Source organism: Dyella nitratireducens, assembly GCF_014642835.1.
GTDB classification, from domain to species: domain Bacteria; phylum Pseudomonadota; class Gammaproteobacteria; order Xanthomonadales; family Rhodanobacteraceae; genus Dyella_B; species Dyella_B nitratireducens.
The window spans coordinates 2,395,480-2,410,615 of the sequence record NZ_BMJA01000001.1 but is presented as its reverse complement, the minus strand read 5'-3'; the positions used below and the strand labels follow the sequence as shown (position 1 = coordinate 2,410,615).

The 15,136-nt window shown below is 57.6% G+C and carries 17 protein-coding genes; 9 read left to right on the top strand and 8 right to left on the bottom strand.

The window, feature by feature from the left end:
* The first annotated feature begins 114 nt into the window (after window positions 1–114).
* Window positions 115–648 carry a dihydrofolate reductase family protein gene (locus IEX75_RS10890; RefSeq protein ID WP_188794223.1) on the top strand — a complete coding sequence of 178 codons (534 nt, stop codon included), beginning with the start codon at window positions 115–117 and terminating at the stop codon, window positions 646–648.
* Between the two features lie 82 nt (window positions 649–730).
* Window positions 731–1,666 (top strand): alpha/beta fold hydrolase, encoded by a 936-nt coding sequence (locus IEX75_RS10885; RefSeq protein ID WP_188794222.1) that lies wholly within the window; start codon window positions 731–733, stop codon window positions 1,664–1,666.
* A gap of 39 nt (window positions 1,667–1,705) precedes the next feature.
* Here IEX75_RS10885 and IEX75_RS10880 read toward each other — a convergent pair whose 3' ends face one another.
* The 3 genes from IEX75_RS10880 to IEX75_RS10870 form a co-directional block, all read right to left on the bottom strand.
* Window positions 1,706–3,199, bottom strand: a complete 1,494-nt coding sequence (locus tag IEX75_RS10880) for an asparagine synthase-related protein (protein ID WP_188794221.1) — start codon at window positions 3,197–3,199, stop codon at window positions 1,706–1,708.
* Between the two features lie 10 nt (window positions 3,200–3,209).
* Window positions 3,210–4,112 carry a glycosyltransferase family 2 protein gene (locus IEX75_RS10875; RefSeq protein WP_188794220.1) on the bottom strand — a complete coding sequence of 301 codons (903 nt, stop codon included), beginning with the start codon at window positions 4,110–4,112 and terminating at the stop codon, window positions 3,210–3,212.
* 965 nt (window positions 4,113–5,077) lie between these two features.
* A complete protein-coding gene (locus IEX75_RS10870) occupies window positions 5,078–5,503 on the bottom strand; it encodes a cupin domain-containing protein (protein ID WP_188794219.1) in 426 nt (141 codons plus the stop codon).
* A gap of 266 nt (window positions 5,504–5,769) precedes the next feature.
* Here IEX75_RS10870 and IEX75_RS10865 point away from each other — a divergent pair, with 266 nt between their 5' ends.
* The 4 genes from IEX75_RS10865 to IEX75_RS10850 all read left to right on the top strand — a co-directional run bounded on the left by IEX75_RS10865 (window position 5,770) and on the right by IEX75_RS10850 (window position 9,319).
* Window positions 5,770–6,798, top strand: coding sequence for a LysR family transcriptional regulator (locus IEX75_RS10865; RefSeq protein ID WP_188794218.1), 1,029 nt, complete (start codon window positions 5,770–5,772; stop codon window positions 6,796–6,798).
* A 133-nt stretch (window positions 6,799–6,931) separates the two neighbouring features.
* Window positions 6,932–7,708: an SDR family oxidoreductase gene (locus IEX75_RS10860; RefSeq protein WP_188794217.1), complete on the top strand. Its 777-nt coding sequence runs from the start codon at window positions 6,932–6,934 to the stop codon at window positions 7,706–7,708.
* A 91-nt stretch (window positions 7,709–7,799) separates the two neighbouring features.
* Window positions 7,800–8,294 carry an Ohr family peroxiredoxin gene (locus IEX75_RS10855; RefSeq protein WP_188794216.1) on the top strand — a complete coding sequence of 165 codons (495 nt, stop codon included), beginning with the start codon at window positions 7,800–7,802 and terminating at the stop codon, window positions 8,292–8,294.
* 191 nt (window positions 8,295–8,485) lie between these two features.
* The gene (locus tag IEX75_RS10850; RefSeq protein ID WP_229720738.1) at window positions 8,486–9,319 is read left to right on the top strand and encodes a cyclase family protein; all 834 of its coding nucleotides are present in this window, start codon (window positions 8,486–8,488) and stop codon (window positions 9,317–9,319) included.
* Window positions 9,320–9,343: 24 nt separating this feature from the next.
* On the opposite strand, the gene IEX75_RS10845 is transcribed toward IEX75_RS10850, so the two are convergent.
* Together IEX75_RS10845 and IEX75_RS10840 are read right to left on the bottom strand one after the other, a co-directional pair.
* A complete protein-coding gene (locus IEX75_RS10845) occupies window positions 9,344–10,009 on the bottom strand; it encodes a CPBP family intramembrane glutamic endopeptidase (protein WP_188794215.1) in 666 nt (221 codons plus the stop codon).
* A 1-nt stretch (window position 10,010) separates the two neighbouring features.
* Window positions 10,011–10,616: a TetR family transcriptional regulator gene (locus IEX75_RS10840; protein ID WP_188794214.1), complete on the bottom strand. Its 606-nt coding sequence runs from the start codon at window positions 10,614–10,616 to the stop codon at window positions 10,011–10,013.
* A gap of 415 nt (window positions 10,617–11,031) precedes the next feature.
* Here IEX75_RS10840 and tnpA point away from each other — a divergent pair, with 415 nt between their 5' ends.
* Window positions 11,032–11,337: an IS66 family insertion sequence element accessory protein TnpA gene (gene tnpA, locus IEX75_RS10835; protein ID WP_188794213.1), complete on the top strand. Its 306-nt coding sequence runs from the start codon at window positions 11,032–11,034 to the stop codon at window positions 11,335–11,337.
* Window positions 11,338–11,452: 115 nt separating this feature from the next.
* Here tnpA and IEX75_RS10830 read toward each other — a convergent pair whose 3' ends face one another.
* The 3 genes from IEX75_RS10830 to IEX75_RS10820 all read right to left on the bottom strand — a co-directional run bounded on the left by IEX75_RS10830 (window position 11,453) and on the right by IEX75_RS10820 (window position 13,985).
* Window positions 11,453–13,054 carry a hypothetical protein gene (locus IEX75_RS10830; protein ID WP_188794212.1) on the bottom strand — a complete coding sequence of 534 codons (1,602 nt, stop codon included), beginning with the start codon at window positions 13,052–13,054 and terminating at the stop codon, window positions 11,453–11,455.
* Between the two features lie 109 nt (window positions 13,055–13,163).
* The gene (locus IEX75_RS10825; RefSeq protein WP_188794211.1) at window positions 13,164–13,439 is read right to left on the bottom strand and encodes a hypothetical protein; all 276 of its coding nucleotides are present in this window, start codon (window positions 13,437–13,439) and stop codon (window positions 13,164–13,166) included.
* A 78-nt stretch (window positions 13,440–13,517) separates the two neighbouring features.
* Entirely contained in the window at window positions 13,518–13,985 is a 468-nt protein-coding gene (locus tag IEX75_RS10820) for an Lrp/AsnC family transcriptional regulator (RefSeq protein WP_229720737.1), read from the bottom strand.
* Between the two features lie 122 nt (window positions 13,986–14,107).
* Between IEX75_RS10820 and IEX75_RS10815 the strand changes: the two genes are divergently transcribed.
* Window positions 14,108–14,839, top strand: coding sequence for an AzlC family ABC transporter permease (locus IEX75_RS10815; protein ID WP_188794210.1), 732 nt, complete (start codon window positions 14,108–14,110; stop codon window positions 14,837–14,839).
* Entirely contained in the window at window positions 14,836–15,135 is a 300-nt protein-coding gene (locus IEX75_RS10810; RefSeq protein ID WP_188794209.1) for an AzlD family protein, read from the top strand. Before IEX75_RS10815 ends, IEX75_RS10810 begins: the two co-directional genes overlap by 4 nt.
* Window position 15,136: the final 1 nt, after the last annotated feature.

The following is a 15,136-nucleotide window of genomic DNA, read 5'->3' as shown; positions in this document are numbered from 1 at the left end:
TTTCCGGGCACCTTGTAGAGTTCTGGTTTCGCCATTCGTCGTCGTAGTGAATAGACCGGTTCCAAGGCACTCGCACCACATACTGTCCTGAAGACTCTCGAGCGGAGGTTTCCCATGGCAAAGTTCGTGTTCGGATTGATGCAGTCCCTCGATGGCTATGTCGACCACCAGGAACTAGGCCCCCCTGCTCCGTTGGTCGCTCGTTATTTCGTAGAACACGTGCGCAACCTGGCGGGCATGCTGTACGGCCGCCGCATGTACGAGATCATGCGTTATTGGGACGAAGACCTGCCGGATTGGGACGCGGACGACCGCAACTTTGCGGCGGTATGGCGGAGCAAACCAAAGTGGGTCGTGTCGCGCTCGCTGGCGTCAGTCGGCCCGAATGCCACCCTTGTCGCCGATGACATCGAGGCGGCAATACGGGGACTGAAGGCCAGGCTCGCCGGGGAGATCGACGTTGCCGGACCAGACCTGGCGCGAAGCCTGAGCGACCTTGGTCTCATCGATGAGTATCAACTCTACTTCCGCCCTGTCGTGCTTGGTCGTGGCAAGCCATTCTTCATGGGCCCTCGACCGCCGCTCCGCTTCGTGGCCAGCGATTTAATCGGCGAGGACGTGATCAGGTTGACGTACGTTCCGGCTTGATGGCGTGATGCACTCGACGGACGGCGCCGATGCATCAGGTCCGGACTGGGCGCACACTTGCTGATGACGCTGGAGAACGCAGATGAAAAATCTTTCCCTCTTGGCTGCAAGCATGTTGCTGGGAGCCTCGGCGCATGCAACCTCTCTCACTTCGACCTCCGCCACGACCACCTACCATCGCGCAACAGTCGACGGCGTTGGCATCTTCTATCGTGAGGCGGGTCCCAAGGACGCGCCAACCATCGTGCTATTGCACGGTTTTCCGTCATCGTCGCGGCAATTCGATGCCCTCATTCCGCTGCTTGCTGCGCGCTTCCATCTGATCGCACCGGATTATCCGAGCTTCGGTCAAAGCGACACCCCGGCTCCATCTGCGTACACCTATACATTCGATCATCTGGCGAAAACGACCAACGATTTGCTCGAGCAACTCGGCGTGAATCGATACACGCTTTACATGCACGATTACGGCGGCCCGGTCGGTTTTCGGATCATGCTTGCGCATCCGCAACGGGTGCAGGCCTTGATCATCTCCAATGCCAACGCGTATCAGGAAGGCCTCGGCAAGAAGTGGAGCGTGATCGCGCACTATTGGGCCGACCCGAAAGCGCATCCGGAAGTCCTCGATGCCTTCATCTCGTTCGAAGCTACCGAAAAACGCCACACGCTTGGAACTGCCCATCCGGAGCGCTATAACCCGGACACCTGGACGGACGAATACGCGCACCTGTCACGCCCCGGACAGCGCGAGATCCAAGGCGATCTGCTTTACGACTATCGCACCAACGTCGCCGCTTATCCGGCCTGGCAAGCATGGCTTCGAGAACACAAGCCTCCAACCCTGGTGCTCTGGGGCAAAAATGATCCGTCGTTTATCGCCGCAGGCGGGGAAGCTTATAAACATGACCTGCCGGATGCCGAGATCCATCTGCTGGACGCCGGCCATTTTCCATGGGACGAAAAAGTTGACGAAATCGCGGCGCTTATCCTGAATTTCATGAGCAAACAGCGACTGTAGGTTTCTGCATAATTGATTTGGATCCAGCGTGACGGTGATTCAGACACGGCGCTCACGCTGAAGTCCATGCGTCACGTGCAAAACAGGCGGCTGCGTACGGCTCAGCAACCACGGCAACACTACCGCCAGAAGGTAGAACTTGGACGCAAAATACTTGTTGCCCAGGTGCATGCGATGGGCGTCCAACCACGCGGCGGCACCCGGGAGGAACCCCTGGGTCTTGGCGTCGAGGGCAAACTGGCGAACACAATCGAAACGCAGGCGTGCAAGTCCGCACACGTCAAATCGGAAACAACCCTTTTTCTTGACGTAGGGAAGATTCTCGAATGATCGCGCAATGTGCTTTCGAACCAGAACCTTGCTGGTGCCATCGGGCGCCACGAGCTGATCGTCAGGCACGTCGTGCATGAGCCATTCCGCAAGCCGCGCATCGCAATAGGGGTAGGCCAGTGGCAGCTGCAATGCGTTGGCGGTATAGAGCCCTTTACCGAAGCTGGCCGCTTCCACGATGGCGGCAGCCAGGCGCCGACGCTCCGCGATCGAGCCGGCGGCGTGGATGGCGGGCAAGAATACATTCAAGCGCTGTCGTGACTGCGCAGCGATGGGCTCGCCAACGAGCGCATCCACCTCTTGATCGCTGAAGCGCGAGCCTGGATAGAAGCGCTCGAATGCACTCATCTGCAAGATGCTGAGGGCGTAGCAAAGGTGGAAGCTGTGCCGGATCCCCCACAGCTTGAACAAAACCGTGGGCAACGGAAACCGCTGCGCCAGAACGCGAATGACCAGGTGACGCCAGCGGGCCGGCATGCCGAAATACACATCCGATCCGAGCGCATCGATCACCCCATCGCCATCATTCGCGCGGATTTCCGTGACCAGATCCACGTACGACAACATGGCGAAATCCGCGGTCAACAAGGGCATTTGCGGCACGCACGCCAAATACCGGTCGTAGGCCCGTCCAGGGTTGCAAACCAGCGTTTCATGGCACAAGCCGAGTTGGTGTGCCACCCATTTCGCCGATGCCAGCTCGTTTTCCTCACGCCCACCCAGATAGGTGATGCAGGTGACGTCTGGACGCACCTCGGACGTGGCAATGGCCATGGACGTGGAATCTTTGCCACCGCTTTGAAGAAACCAGGGACGCTGCATTGATGCCGTGGTGCGCTCCACCGCCGCACACAGCAACTGATGATAGTGCTCGACCAACGCCTGGCTGCCGGGAAGGCTCGGCGTCTGCCGAAAGCTTGCCGCCCATGAGGCGAGTGTTGCATGCAATACGGGATCTTCGTCTTGGCGCTTTGATCCGGAAGGGTCGCCCGGCAAGACCAGCTTGGCGTGGCGGTAAACAGAGTGCGGTGGATAAACAAAGGCATTGCGCAATAGATCGGCAATCGACACCGGATCAAGTTCCATGCTGCCTTTGGGTAGCGCATCCAGTGCGGAAAAATCGATATCGCGTGTATCGTTGCGAGCGCGCAGCGCCAGTGGCGGCGAGGGTTCCATGCTGACAGGTGGGGCGACGGTTTCCACGGCCATCGCCTTAACGTGAATCGGCCTGCGCCGCTGCGATGCCGTAGCGGACCGACGTGAGCACGCAGCGGCGTAGATAACGCGCAAACCCTATCGTGTGCGCGGCGTACAGCTGTCCCGTGCTCAACAAACCTTGCTGGTGCAATACACCACGCACCTCCACCGCAGCCTGGTACATCGCTTTGAGATCACCGCTCAAGCCACCAGCGCCGTACGGCGGCTTGTGCCAGGAAGCCAATACCTGATTGAGACGGGCGCATCGATAACCTGACAACAGAATTTGTGCCCAGAGCAGAAAGTCCTCGGCTCGCCTTCTGCTTTCGTCAAAGCGAAAGGGCAAGTCCCGGCGCAATACCACCGAGGCGGTGGGAAAGGACGAGCGGAACAACGAAAGACGTCTGGGGGAAATACGGCATCGAACGGGATAACGCAGTGCCAGCGCAGGCGTGCCGCGCGGCTGCACATTCATGTCATGCGCGATCAGATCGATGTGTGGATCATCCTGCAAGGTCTGCATTTGCAGCCAAAGCTTGTGGGGGTGCCAGCTGTCATCGGCGTCCAGGAAGGCAATCCAAGGTTGAGAAGCGTGCGCCCACCCGCAGTTGCGCGCCGCCGACGGCCCCCGGTTTTCAGGCATGGCCAGCACTTTGACCCAGCCTGGCGGATAAGCCCGCGCCACATGCATCAAATTCGCCAGTGTGTCGTCGCCGCTACGGTCATCAACCAGCAGCACCTCCGCCGGGCGCAGACTCTGATTGGCCACAGAGATCACCGCCTGCTCGATCGTATGCGCGCAACGAAAGCATGGAACCACCACGGTTACCGGCGCGACATGACGTGGCTTGTTACCGGCACGGCGAATAGCTCCGACTACCGAAGCCGCCCGGCGACCAGTCGCCTCTGAGCTATGCATTCCGCCCTCCCGAACCATCCGAATCAGAAGCTGCTGATAACTGCCTCTTTGGATAACGCCGTCAAATCAGTGCCGCCGTCGCAGCGCAGTGGGTGGGCGCCAGCGTCCAGCGTGGACGTCAACAACGCAGGCGGAAAGGACGCGAATAGGCGCGTGATATTCGAAAGCAGACCGTAATCCATCATCCCTGATGGCATGACTCAGCAGCTCAGCCCTGAGCGCACTGGCTCGATGGACTTGCTGCGCCAATGAAACATGAAAGCAACCGAACGGTGCCGTCTCCGTCGAACACAACGCCAGGATCAATACGTGATATGACATTGAGCGCATCCATGGAGCCGCCTCGCATGCATGCACGGCGGCACGACGTTTTCTCATAGATCTTCACGCGGCAAATAACGCCGCACACATACCTGTCTTTCCAATTTCACAACCAAGCAACAGTAGCAATCATAATGAGTTGATTGTCATGAATGCGTGTATTTGCGCATCACATCACAAACGTTTACGCCAAATCGTGAAAGCAGAAAGCCCCTGAGGTATTCCCACGTTTTGCTGCCAAAGATCATCGGCAAATCAGAAAGGCAGTTGCAGCAACTGCCAGGCGCTTTTGCTCGTCATTCCGGCCTTCGCCCGCTGCTGTCCGGGGAAAGTTTTGCTTGTTCTAGCGACATGGCTAAAAGGCTCGTCGTCCCGGCGAAAGCCGGGACCCAGCGACTTGCAGATCGTCAAAGACACTGGGCCCCGGCGTTCGCCGGGGCGACGAATCGCTAGCGTTGAATTGACTGGCAAAAATACAGGCTTCGGTTGAGTTGCAGATGCCTGTCTAGAGCGCGGCGAATTTTCCCCGGACAGCAGTGGGCCTTCGCCGGAATGACGACTCGCTCTGAAACAGTATTGACGTGAACTTCGGTTCTTGCCGAGGTACCGGAAAAAATGGGGATACCTCAGGCACCTCATCTCAGTCAGTGCACCGGTACCAGCACCGGCTTGTTCTGATCCTTGAGCAGAAACACCACGAACTTGGCTGGCTTGGTGCGGCTCGCATTGCGGCCCACCGTGTGCACGTCGTCCGGACCTTCGTAGAAAGTCTGTCCCGGACCTAGCGTTACGTTCTTGCCGCCATTCAGTCCCATCACGATGGAACCTTCGAGCACATAGACAAAAGCATCCGCGTAGTGGCGATGGACCGGATCGACCGCACCAGGCGGGTAGGTAACGAGGATCATCGTGCCTTCTTTACCGGGATAGTCCTTGAGGGCCTTGGTCATCAATTCGGAGACCTGAGCCCGCGGCGGTGTCGATGCCGTGGCGGATTCTCCGGTTGATTGGGCTTCGGCTACGCCGACGGCGAGCAGGAACAACAACCCGAATGACAGGAACGTGCGCATGGATATGTCCTCGTAAATGATCCGCGGCCGCGGCACCTAGCGAGGCTGCGTTGGCAAGGTATCGGTCCAGCGGCACACAGCGTAAAACCGGTCTGATACACCCGGTAGATCCGGCGACGGGCTCTTGGTGTTGTCCCTCAGGAAACAATCCGGCCAGTGCTGTCACACCTGTCGCCGCCAAAACGTCTATCAGATAGAGAGCCGGCCGCTGCCGGTGTTGGATGTGATGCGCGGCGACAAGCGCGAAGCCTGGCGGGAACACGAAGATGACGACCGATTCACCAGATCGACCTCACTGCGCAAACAGTGACGCACTCGCGTCGAGTTTTTCCGCGAGTTACGCCGGTGTCGTTGCGTTTATCGCTGTCGCAACCGAAGGCAGTTTTGCTCGCGCCGGTGATCGACTCGGCATTGGCCGCTCGGCCGTCAGCCGTAGCGTGCAGAAGCTCGAAACACAGCTGGGCACGCGACTGTTCTTGCGTACCACGCGCAGCACCACGCTGACACGCGAAGGCGAGCTGTTCTATCGCAACTGCCATCCAGGTGTGGAGCGCATCGTTCAAGCGCTGGAAGATATGCGCGATCTGCGCGAAGGTCCGCCGCGCGGGCAACTGCGGATCAGCGCCACCGTGGGATTCGGGCGTCGCATCGTGGCGCCATTGCTCAACGGCTTTCGCGCGCGCTACCCGGATATCGCGGTCGATCTGTTGCTGGACGATCGCACGACGGACTTCAGCGCGGACCGGGTGGACGTCGCTTTTCGCAACGGGCGCATGGAAGACAGCCAAGTCATCGCCAGACAATTGATTCCGATGCCGCTGCTGGTCTGCTCGTCGCCGGCTTATCGGCGCGCGCATGGCTTGCCACGTCAGGTGGAAGACCTGGCCGCACATCGCTGCATCAATCTCCGCACGGCGTCCGGCCGGATCTTCGAATGGGAGTTCAAGATTGGCGCGCGGATCCAGAAGTTCCTGCCATCGTCCACCTCCACCTTCAACGACGAGGAACTGGTGCTGCAAGCCGTGCTTGACGGCCAGGGCATCGCGCAGATGGCCGGCTATCAGATCAGCGGGCACTTGCGTGCCGGTCGACTGATGGCATGCCTGGCGCAATACGCGCCGGACGATCGCGGGCATTACCTCTGTTACCTGAGCCGGCAGCAGCTGCCGGCGCGGATACGCGTGTTCATCGACTTCATGACCGCTGGCATACGCGCCTTGGACCTGGGGCTCGTTTCCACTTTATCCCTGCCTGCAGACAAGGCGAGCCCGATAGCGGCGGTGAGCATGGCGTGACATCGCCAAGGCCATGATTGGTGCGCGGCAGGCAACACCATGAGCCCATCGGTGGTGCTACCGGCTGCTCATGGCCGCGCCTAGCATGCATTCACCACGCGTCTGCAGCATCAACATCCATGCGAGGTCTCCCATGAAAATCGTCATCATCGGTGGTACCGGACTCATCGGCAGAAAAGTCGTTGAACGCCTGCGTAAGCACGGACACGCGGCCGTTCCGGCCGCGCCTTCATCAGGCGTCAATACCGTCACCGGGGAAGGTCTGGACCAGGCCATGGCCGACGCAGACGTCGTCATCGACGTCGCCAATTCGCCCTCGTTCGAAGATCAGGCGGCGCTGGATTTCTTCGAAAAGTCGGGACGCAACCTGGCCGCCGCGGAAAAGAAGGCCGGCGTGAAGCATCACCTGGCGCTGTCGGTAGTGGGCACCGGACGCCCTGCTTTTGCAGCGAGCGGATACATCCGCGCCAAGATGGCGCAGGAACAGCTGGTGCGCAGCGCCGGCATTCCGTACACCATCGTTCATGCCACCCAATTCTTTGAATTCCTCAACGGCATAGCCGGCAATGGTGGCGCCGACCAGGAAATCCACCTTTCAAGCGGACTGATGCAACCGATCGCCTCGGACGATGTCGCCGATGCCGTCGCCGATGCCGCGCTCGGCCCGGCCATCAACGGCATCGTGGAAATTGCCGGCCCCGAGAAGGCACCGCTCGCGGCATTCGTGCAGCGCTTCCTCACCGCCATCGGCGACCCGCGCAAAGTTATCGCGGATGCCAAGGCACCTTACTTTGGTGCCGTGCTGGAGCCGGATACGCTGCTGCCGGGCGATGGTGCGTGGCTGGGCGCACAGGATTTCCAGACCTGGTTCGCTCACTCGGCCTTCGCCAGCCACGGAGCGGGGGCGTGAGGCTCTGCTATCTGCAGCGCATCGATTCGTTGGCCGTACACCTCATGCTCGTCGAATCGGCGTGCCGTACAACATGGTGATGAAAGCCATCATGAGCCAGCTGCGACCACCGGCCACCTCTCTGCTCGACAAGTACATAGGAACGGATTTCCTTCCGCTTTACACCGCAACCGTGTGCGTCAACGGCGGTGAAGCCGGGCATGGCCGCGCTTCGGGCATCGCACGGTCCGACGATGGCGTCCTTAAGCTGCCATTGCGGATGCCTCAACCATTGGGCGGACCGGGCGGCGGCACCAATCCGGAGCAGCTGTTCGCCGCCAGCTACGCCGCTTGCTTCCACGGTGCCCTGAGCTTGCTGGCGACACGGGCGAATGTCGCGATCCCGGACGCCGAGGTGATCGCCTCGGTGACCTTTGGCCGCGACCCGGTCGACGGCTTGTTCACGCTTGCCGCGGAGGTTCGCATCCGCTTGCCAGGTGTCGAGCGAGCGGTTGCCGAGCAGTTGGTGCGCGATACCGAGCGCATCTGTCCCTACTCGAAAATGGCCAGGGCCGGCATCGACTGCGTCGTTCTGCTCGACACCTGATGTTTGCAGTTGGTGCAGACTGCATCTGCCCCCGCCGCTCGCTTCGCTCGCACCCCATCCGGCTCTCCGGGACGGAATGGTCTTTCGCGCGGTTCCAGATGCGTGCTTAAGTAAGCGCCACGCTTCTTAAACGCACCCACCCTCGATGCCATGTATCCATCACTAGGCAACACTGCTACGGAGGTCCAAACGTGATCCATCGCATGATTGCCGTCATGGCGCTTTCTTTCATAAGCATGGGCGTTATTGCTCAGGCAAACGCAAGCGACGCTCATGACAACCAGACCACCGAGCTTCTGGCCATCGTCCATGCCAGCAAGCTGGTTGACCTGACGCATTCGTTCAGTGCAAGCACGCCAGTCTGGAGCGGCTTTGGCCAAGCCAGCATCACGCCTGCGAAAGATCCAAAAACCGGCCAGCCGTACACCATCGAAAAGAACGGCTTCAGAGCGAACTACTTCTCGATGGTTGGCCAGTACGGAACGCACGTCGATCCGCCGGCACACTTCGATGCCCACGGCGCAACTGTCGACTCTATTCCGTTGAACCAGATGATCTTGCCCTTGGTGGTTTTCGACAGCACCGGCTTACTGCACAAGGACCCCAATCATGCGTTGAGCGTCAACGACATCCTGGCTTGGGAAAAAGTGCACGGCCGCGTTCCATCCGGATCGTTCGCCGCACTGCGAACCGACATGTCCAGGGATTGGGATACCAACCCGGCGCGATTCAAACGCTCACCCTTCCCCGCCTGGTCGCTGGCAGCCGTGCAATTCTTGATCGAACAGCGCGGCGTCGTGGCGATCGGCCACGAATCGCTCGATACCGATACGACGCCACGGATGGATTCGGAAACCTGGCTGCTGCAGCACGGCCATTACCAGATCGAGGCCATGGCCCATCTCGATCAAGTGCCTGCAACGGGCGCCGTACTCATCGCGATGTGGCCCAAGGTCAAGAACGGCGATGGTTTTCCGGCACGCGTCATGGCGGTGGTGCCAGCCGATGTTTCGCAAGAGCATTGAAGGTTTTGCGATCTAACTAACAACTCAACCCAACAGAAAAGCAGCCGCATCGACGATGAAATGCGCCAGCATGCTTGCCCATAGGTTGCGCCGCCACAGATAAAACACGGTGAGGATGACCCCGGCAGTTCCAGCTATCAGCACGTGATGCCAGCCCCAGTAGCTGACGTGGTCCAGCGTAAACACCGTGCAGCTGAGCGCACCGGCGAGCAAGCGGCTGCCGGTCAGCTCCTGCAATCGCTCGACAGCGTAGCCGCGGAACAGCAATTCCTCAGATACCGCCGCACGTATCACGATCAAGCAATTCAGCCAGTAGGGAATCGTAGACACCTTGGCCAGCTGCTGGTTTTCGCTCCAGTGCAAGGCCGGGAATACCACGTAGTAGATCAGTCCAAGACAGGCGAGTATCAGCACGCCTGTACCAAACGCCAGCAGCCACTCCATCCAGCCCGGCCGCCGGAATCCAACCGATGCCAGCGGCCGTCGTTCCACCTTCACCACGTAAAAGAGCAGCGCGGCAACCAATCCCCAGTAGATCAGCTCATTGCCGATTAGATGACCGAGCCCGGCAAACGAGTCAAGCCAGCTGCCAAATGGCAGGCTGATACCTCCCAGCGCCAGCAACAACCCGCCCAGCGTTCGTACGGTAGATCTGCTGCGTGCAGGCACATCAGCTATGGAAGCAACCATGTCATGCCCCTCGTTTGCGTGTGGCTGCCTTGCGCGGCTTGCGAACAGCCTGCGCACGATGGAGACGCGCCTGTTCTACCAGTTCGATAAAGCGATCGAGCGCTCGCGTGGTGCGGCGGCGGTCGCCGGTGCTCATCAGTTCCAAAAACAGGCCGTCGAACACGGCGATCGGCAAACTGGTCATCGCTGCATCGCGCTCGTCATCCGGCATGATGCGTTTGACCAGTGCAAGCCAGCCCGCTGCGCTGTTCTGCAAGAAAGGCCCGTAGGTTTCGGGATTGCGCACCGCCAGCATCTGCAGTTCGTAAAGCAGCTTCATGTACGGCAAATTCTCCGCGGCGATGGCCCAATCCCAGAACCGGCGCAACGGCTTGATGCCCTTCGGCGCCTCGGCTTCCGCCAGTGCCTGCAGCGAATGGCGCAGATGCGTGTGCATGGCGTCCATCGCTGCGGCCAGCAAGCCTTCCTTGGAATCGAAGTGGTAGATCAGCAGGCGGGCGCTGGTACCCAACTCGGCCGCCAGTGGCCGCAATGACAACTCCGACAGGCCATGCGTCAGCAGGTAATCGATAAGCGCTGCGGTGAGTTCTTCTTTGCGGATTTGCATGTAACAGACGTTACATGTAACGATCGTTACACGTCAAGCGCATGCCGTATCCTTCTTGCTTGCCCCTCGCCCCGGCGAAAGCCGGGGCCCAGCGACTTAAGGGCCAAAGACACCGAATCGCGGCTTCGCAGGGAGCAAGACTCAAACTCACTGCTAAGCAGGTGGCTTACAAAGGCTGTTGATTTCCGCGGAAAACTGAGCCGAATTTTTCATCGAAAAGTGAGCCACCCGTATAGTGCTGCAGGTTAGCTCAGATCAGGGTTGAGGTTGGGTCCGGTTTCTCCTTTTTGATGTCAGCGGCATGATTTCTGAAGCGGTAGGCACCGGAGGATAGTAAGCGTCACCCCACCTCATCTCGCGACGATCGCATGCATCTTGTTTGATATCGCCATCGACTTTCAACGGGAGTGAATCGATGGCAAGCAAACAGACGTATTGGACGGCGCATATGGATGCGTGGCGCCAAAGCGGCTTGAGTCAGGCGGCTTACTGCAAACAACAGGATCTGTCGCTGTCGAGTTTCGGCAATTGGCTGCATCGACGAACCGAGTCCACCTCATCAACGAGGGCCGTGCCCCTGGTCGTGGCGAAGCCCTCCATGGAGGCGAGCGTGGAAATCAGGCTGCCGAATGGCTGGTCGGTGAGGTTTTCGGTGGATGTGGAAAGCCGTCATGTGCTGCCATGGCTTCCTGCTCAGCTCGGTGCAGAGCCTGCTCCTTGAACTCGTCGCTGTAGCGCTGCCGGCTCTGTTTCACGTTTGCTTTCTGCTTCATCACTCACCTCGGATAGCGAATTGAATCGCTTAACCGGGTGTCTGTGGAAGAGGGGCAAGATCACTATTCCGATTTCAAGAAGCCCTCAAATAAATGAATTTCGGCACGACACGGTAGATTCGCTTCCTTTCCGTCATTTCCTGTAATGCGCACTTGCTCACCTCGTTCGCAGAGATGATTCATATCCGCAACAAGGTGGACAGCATTGTCGTTCATGCCGTAACCCGCGATCTTCGATATAGAAGTCAAATGTGATAGCGCCTTACACGTCTTGACCTGTGGGTCTATCGTTAAGCTATTAGGTCCATCCCAGAACCCCACGTTACCATTGCAATCCATGTTCATTAAGAATTTTGCAACGTCGAGAAATAAGCTGTGGTTTTCGTCAGATGAGGCATCTTTCGTCACGCTAAAGTGGAGGTTGTTTAACTCAAAACGCTGTGCGATAGCACCGGCCACGTTGTACGTCGAAAGCAATTCATCGGTATCGGCACCTAAGCCAAATTCGTTCACAGAAACCAATGATTTGGATGTATTCGCCAGCCGGAGTACGGCTCTCCAGGCATCGAAATATTCAGTACTGATTAGCGCTCCATTAGATGGCATTCGAGCCAGCGTATAAACTGCACCACAGTCGTAAGGAACTCGATTCAAATTACCGCTTCCCAATATCCCTCTGATCGTCATATTGATGCCGACCTCAAGAATGCATTGATTGGACCTACCCAGTATGAATTCTGCTAGAGCCGGAGTTCCCGGGAGGCCATGAGAAGCGCTGTAAAAATAAGCTGCATCCTCCGCGCCGCCCTCGTTCAAGAGAACTCCACTGTTTTCCCTGTAGGAAACTTCTGCATTCCATTGATGAAAGATTTCGTGGGCGATAAATTGAGTAAGGCCAAATTCACTATAAGTATTCCATGTGTCGAGGCTTAGGCTCTTTGAGAATCCAACAACTAATCCATCACCCAAATCATCACCATGAAAATATTCGCCACTGTCATTCGTTACGTATGCAAGGACGTTAATACGTTTTTGCGTTCTCAGCATTGTGTTGTAGTAGCTGACTATCTGGTCTGCCGAGGAATGTATTTTCTTAATTAATTCATGCGAAGCCGTTGGATCATAGACGATTACTCCGGCGCGAATTTTCAAACACTTTAAATTGCCAAGAACTGCGTAACCTGACCCATCAGCTGAAACTGCCCAATTCGGTCGAATATCCAATGAGCTGCAACTCGTGGATGCCAACTTTTCATACGCGACGTTGGTTTTCGACAAGGTTGTGAAAAGGCTATTTAAAACAATCGCACCATCATTTGAGGCGTTAAAGAACGGCGCATAATGTCTGTCCTGAACTTGGGGCCGTCGAGCAACGTCCATCACAAGGACCGCAGACGAACCACCCTGGAGATTCAATGTGTCTCCATCTAACATGCCGCCACTAGTCACTTTCCAAATAGCATCACGTGTCACGCCATTTACAGGCGAGAACTTTATTACTTCAGTGCCAGCTGGCGCTTTTACATCAATATAGACGAGATTTGGGGACCTGTAGTGAACGTAAACACTTGTCGTATCCGCCGCATGCACAACGGCGAGTCGAAAAAAAACAAAAATAGTGAAAATAACCTGCCACCAAAATCTGGATGTCATACCATCGCTCACGGCTCGTTTTTGTCGACCACTTCGCTCAAAAGAATACCGTTAATTTGCTGACTCAAGAATTCCGGCCTCACTCAACTTAGGGAGAGATAAAATAGATTTTTGTATGGCTTCATCCAATTGCTCCTTTGGATACCGGACGCAGCGCAGGCTGAAAAGGCTGTGATGGATTTTTTTTCAGGCTATCCCTAAGAGCATCAAAAAAATGACGTTGCAGGCGTGGCACCGCTAGCGCAATCAAATCGTCGCACTCTTGTCCTGAGAGCAACCCATCCAACAAGCGAATAATTGGAGACGCCAATCTCGGCGAGACGTTGGCGGTGCAGTCTTCGGTAAGAAGCCGCAGGGGCTCGGGGTGGCGCACTCGCGGCAAGATATTTCGCTGCATTCCCCTTCCTTGGTTTGTGGTCGTTATTACCATCAGTGCTATCCGCTGTTACGCAGTGCCTTCACACTGTTTACACCGTTAGCCCAAAGGTAACTGCGACGTCAGCTTGATCTTCTGCATGGGGATTTCCGTCTTGACGCTCTGAATCCCTTTGATGCGATTCAAATGTTCGATCTGGAATCGACGGTAAGCATCAAGATCGGCGACGGCGATGCGCAGAAGAAAATCGCAATCGCCCGCCATCAATTGGCATTCCATGACTTGCGGCAGCTCTTTGATTGCATCGATGAAATGATTGACGGTGTCTTCGTCCTGTCCCGTCAGCCATACACGTGCAAAGACCGTAAAACCGGCACCTATCTTGGCCGGGTTGAGCAGCGCTACGTATTGCTCGATCACGCCTTCTTCTTCCAGCAATCGAACACGCCTCAGGCAAGGCGATGGCGAAAGCCCGACGCGGCTGGCCAGCTCCACGTTCTGAATGCGTCCGTCCTGCTGCAGCACCGCCAGGATGCGGCGATCGATCTTGTCCAGTTTGATTGGCATGGGATTGCTCGATTTACATAAATTGGAGATTTATGTACCAAATATCCTCCCATCTCGAGCATAAACGCAACCCGATCCCACGACGGGAAACCTATGCTTTCACCTCCCAACTGAGATTCGATATGCGCGCCTTTCAGTCCCCAACGCTTGCCGCTCCCGCGCACGACCACCACGAAGCTCGGCGCGGCTTCGTCGCTGCACTGCCGGTCATGCTCGGCTTTGTCCCTTTTGCACTCGTGCTTGGCGCGCAAGCTGCCCAGAAAGGGCTCAGCCCCATCGAGGTGCCGCTGATGACGGGACTCAATTTCGGCGGTGGTTCGGAGTTTGCGGCCATCAGGTTGTGGACCTCACCGCCGCATATCGGGCTGATCGTCGCGATCGCATTTCTCGTCAACAGCCGCCACCTTCTGATGGGTGCAACGCTGGCGCGTTTCATTCGACACCTGCCGCTGCGCAAAGCATTGCCTGCACTGTTTTTCATGTGCGACGAAAGTTGGGCCATGGGCCTGGCCGATGCTCGGCAGCGCGCGAGCACATCGCCATCTTTCAGCTTGCGCTACTACCTGGGACTGTCGGCCGGGCTTTACCTGACCTGGATAACGTTCACCACCATCGGCGCGATCGTCGGCCCGATGATCGGAAATATCGATGCCTACGGTTTCGATATGGCTTTTCCCGCGGTGTTTCTCGTCTTGCTGCGCGGCATGTGGAAAAGTGCACGCGCTGCACGCCCATGGCTGGTGAGCTTGATCATGGCCGCAGCAACGCATGTATGGATACCTGGAGCATGGTACGTGGCGGCCGGCGCAGCATCGGGGCTGCTTGCCGCGTACGTTTGGGCAGACCAGCCATGATCCATCCTGCAACCGTTCTGGCCATCGTGCTGATGGCATCCATGACGTATCTGACACGGATCGCCGGCTATCTCGTGCTGCGTCACCGCACACTGGGCACACGCGCCATCACCGTGCTGGAAGCAGCACCGGGGTGCGTGCTCATCGCCGTGATTGCACCACGTTTCGTTTCCAACTCACTGGCCGATATCCTCGCGCTGCTCATCACGCTAGTCGCCGCGATACGCCTGCCCATGCTTGCCACGGTCATCATCGGTGTCGTTGCGGCAGGCGTGCTTCGCCATCTTCTTCCCTGAT

What these genes read in the sequence shown, in the direction of transcription:
- IEX75_RS10820 (WP_229720737.1), bottom strand. Translation starts at nt 13,985, where the DNA reads ATGCCAATCAAACTGGACAAGATCGATCGCCGCATCCTGGCGGTGCTG.
- IEX75_RS10855 (WP_188794216.1), top strand. Translation starts at nt 7,800, where the DNA reads ATGAGCCAGCTGCGACCACCGGCCACCTCTCTGCTCGACAAGTACATA.
- IEX75_RS10890 (WP_188794223.1), top strand. Translation starts at nt 115, where the DNA reads ATGGCAAAGTTCGTGTTCGGATTGATGCAGTCCCTCGATGGCTATGTC.
- IEX75_RS10865 (WP_188794218.1), top strand. Translation starts at nt 5,770, where the DNA reads ATGACGACCGATTCACCAGATCGACCTCACTGCGCAAACAGTGACGCA.
- IEX75_RS10810 (WP_188794209.1), top strand. Translation starts at nt 14,836, where the DNA reads ATGATCCATCCTGCAACCGTTCTGGCCATCGTGCTGATGGCATCCATG.
- IEX75_RS10860 (WP_188794217.1), top strand. Translation starts at nt 6,932, where the DNA reads ATGAAAATCGTCATCATCGGTGGTACCGGACTCATCGGCAGAAAAGTC.
- IEX75_RS10845 (WP_188794215.1), bottom strand. Translation starts at nt 10,009, where the DNA reads ATGGTTGCTTCCATAGCTGATGTGCCTGCACGCAGCAGATCTACCGTA.
- tnpA (WP_188794213.1), top strand. Translation starts at nt 11,032, where the DNA reads ATGGCAAGCAAACAGACGTATTGGACGGCGCATATGGATGCGTGGCGC.
- IEX75_RS10870 (WP_188794219.1), bottom strand. Translation starts at nt 5,503, where the DNA reads ATGCGCACGTTCCTGTCATTCGGGTTGTTGTTCCTGCTCGCCGTCGGC.
- IEX75_RS10875 (WP_188794220.1), bottom strand. Translation starts at nt 4,112, where the DNA reads ATGCATAGCTCAGAGGCGACTGGTCGCCGGGCGGCTTCGGTAGTCGGA.
- IEX75_RS10815 (WP_188794210.1), top strand. Translation starts at nt 14,108, where the DNA reads ATGCGCGCCTTTCAGTCCCCAACGCTTGCCGCTCCCGCGCACGACCAC.
- IEX75_RS10825 (WP_188794211.1), bottom strand. Translation starts at nt 13,439, where the DNA reads ATGCAGCGAAATATCTTGCCGCGAGTGCGCCACCCCGAGCCCCTGCGG.
- IEX75_RS10885 (WP_188794222.1), top strand. Translation starts at nt 731, where the DNA reads ATGAAAAATCTTTCCCTCTTGGCTGCAAGCATGTTGCTGGGAGCCTCG.
- IEX75_RS10840 (WP_188794214.1), bottom strand. Translation starts at nt 10,616, where the DNA reads ATGCAAATCCGCAAAGAAGAACTCACCGCAGCGCTTATCGATTACCTG.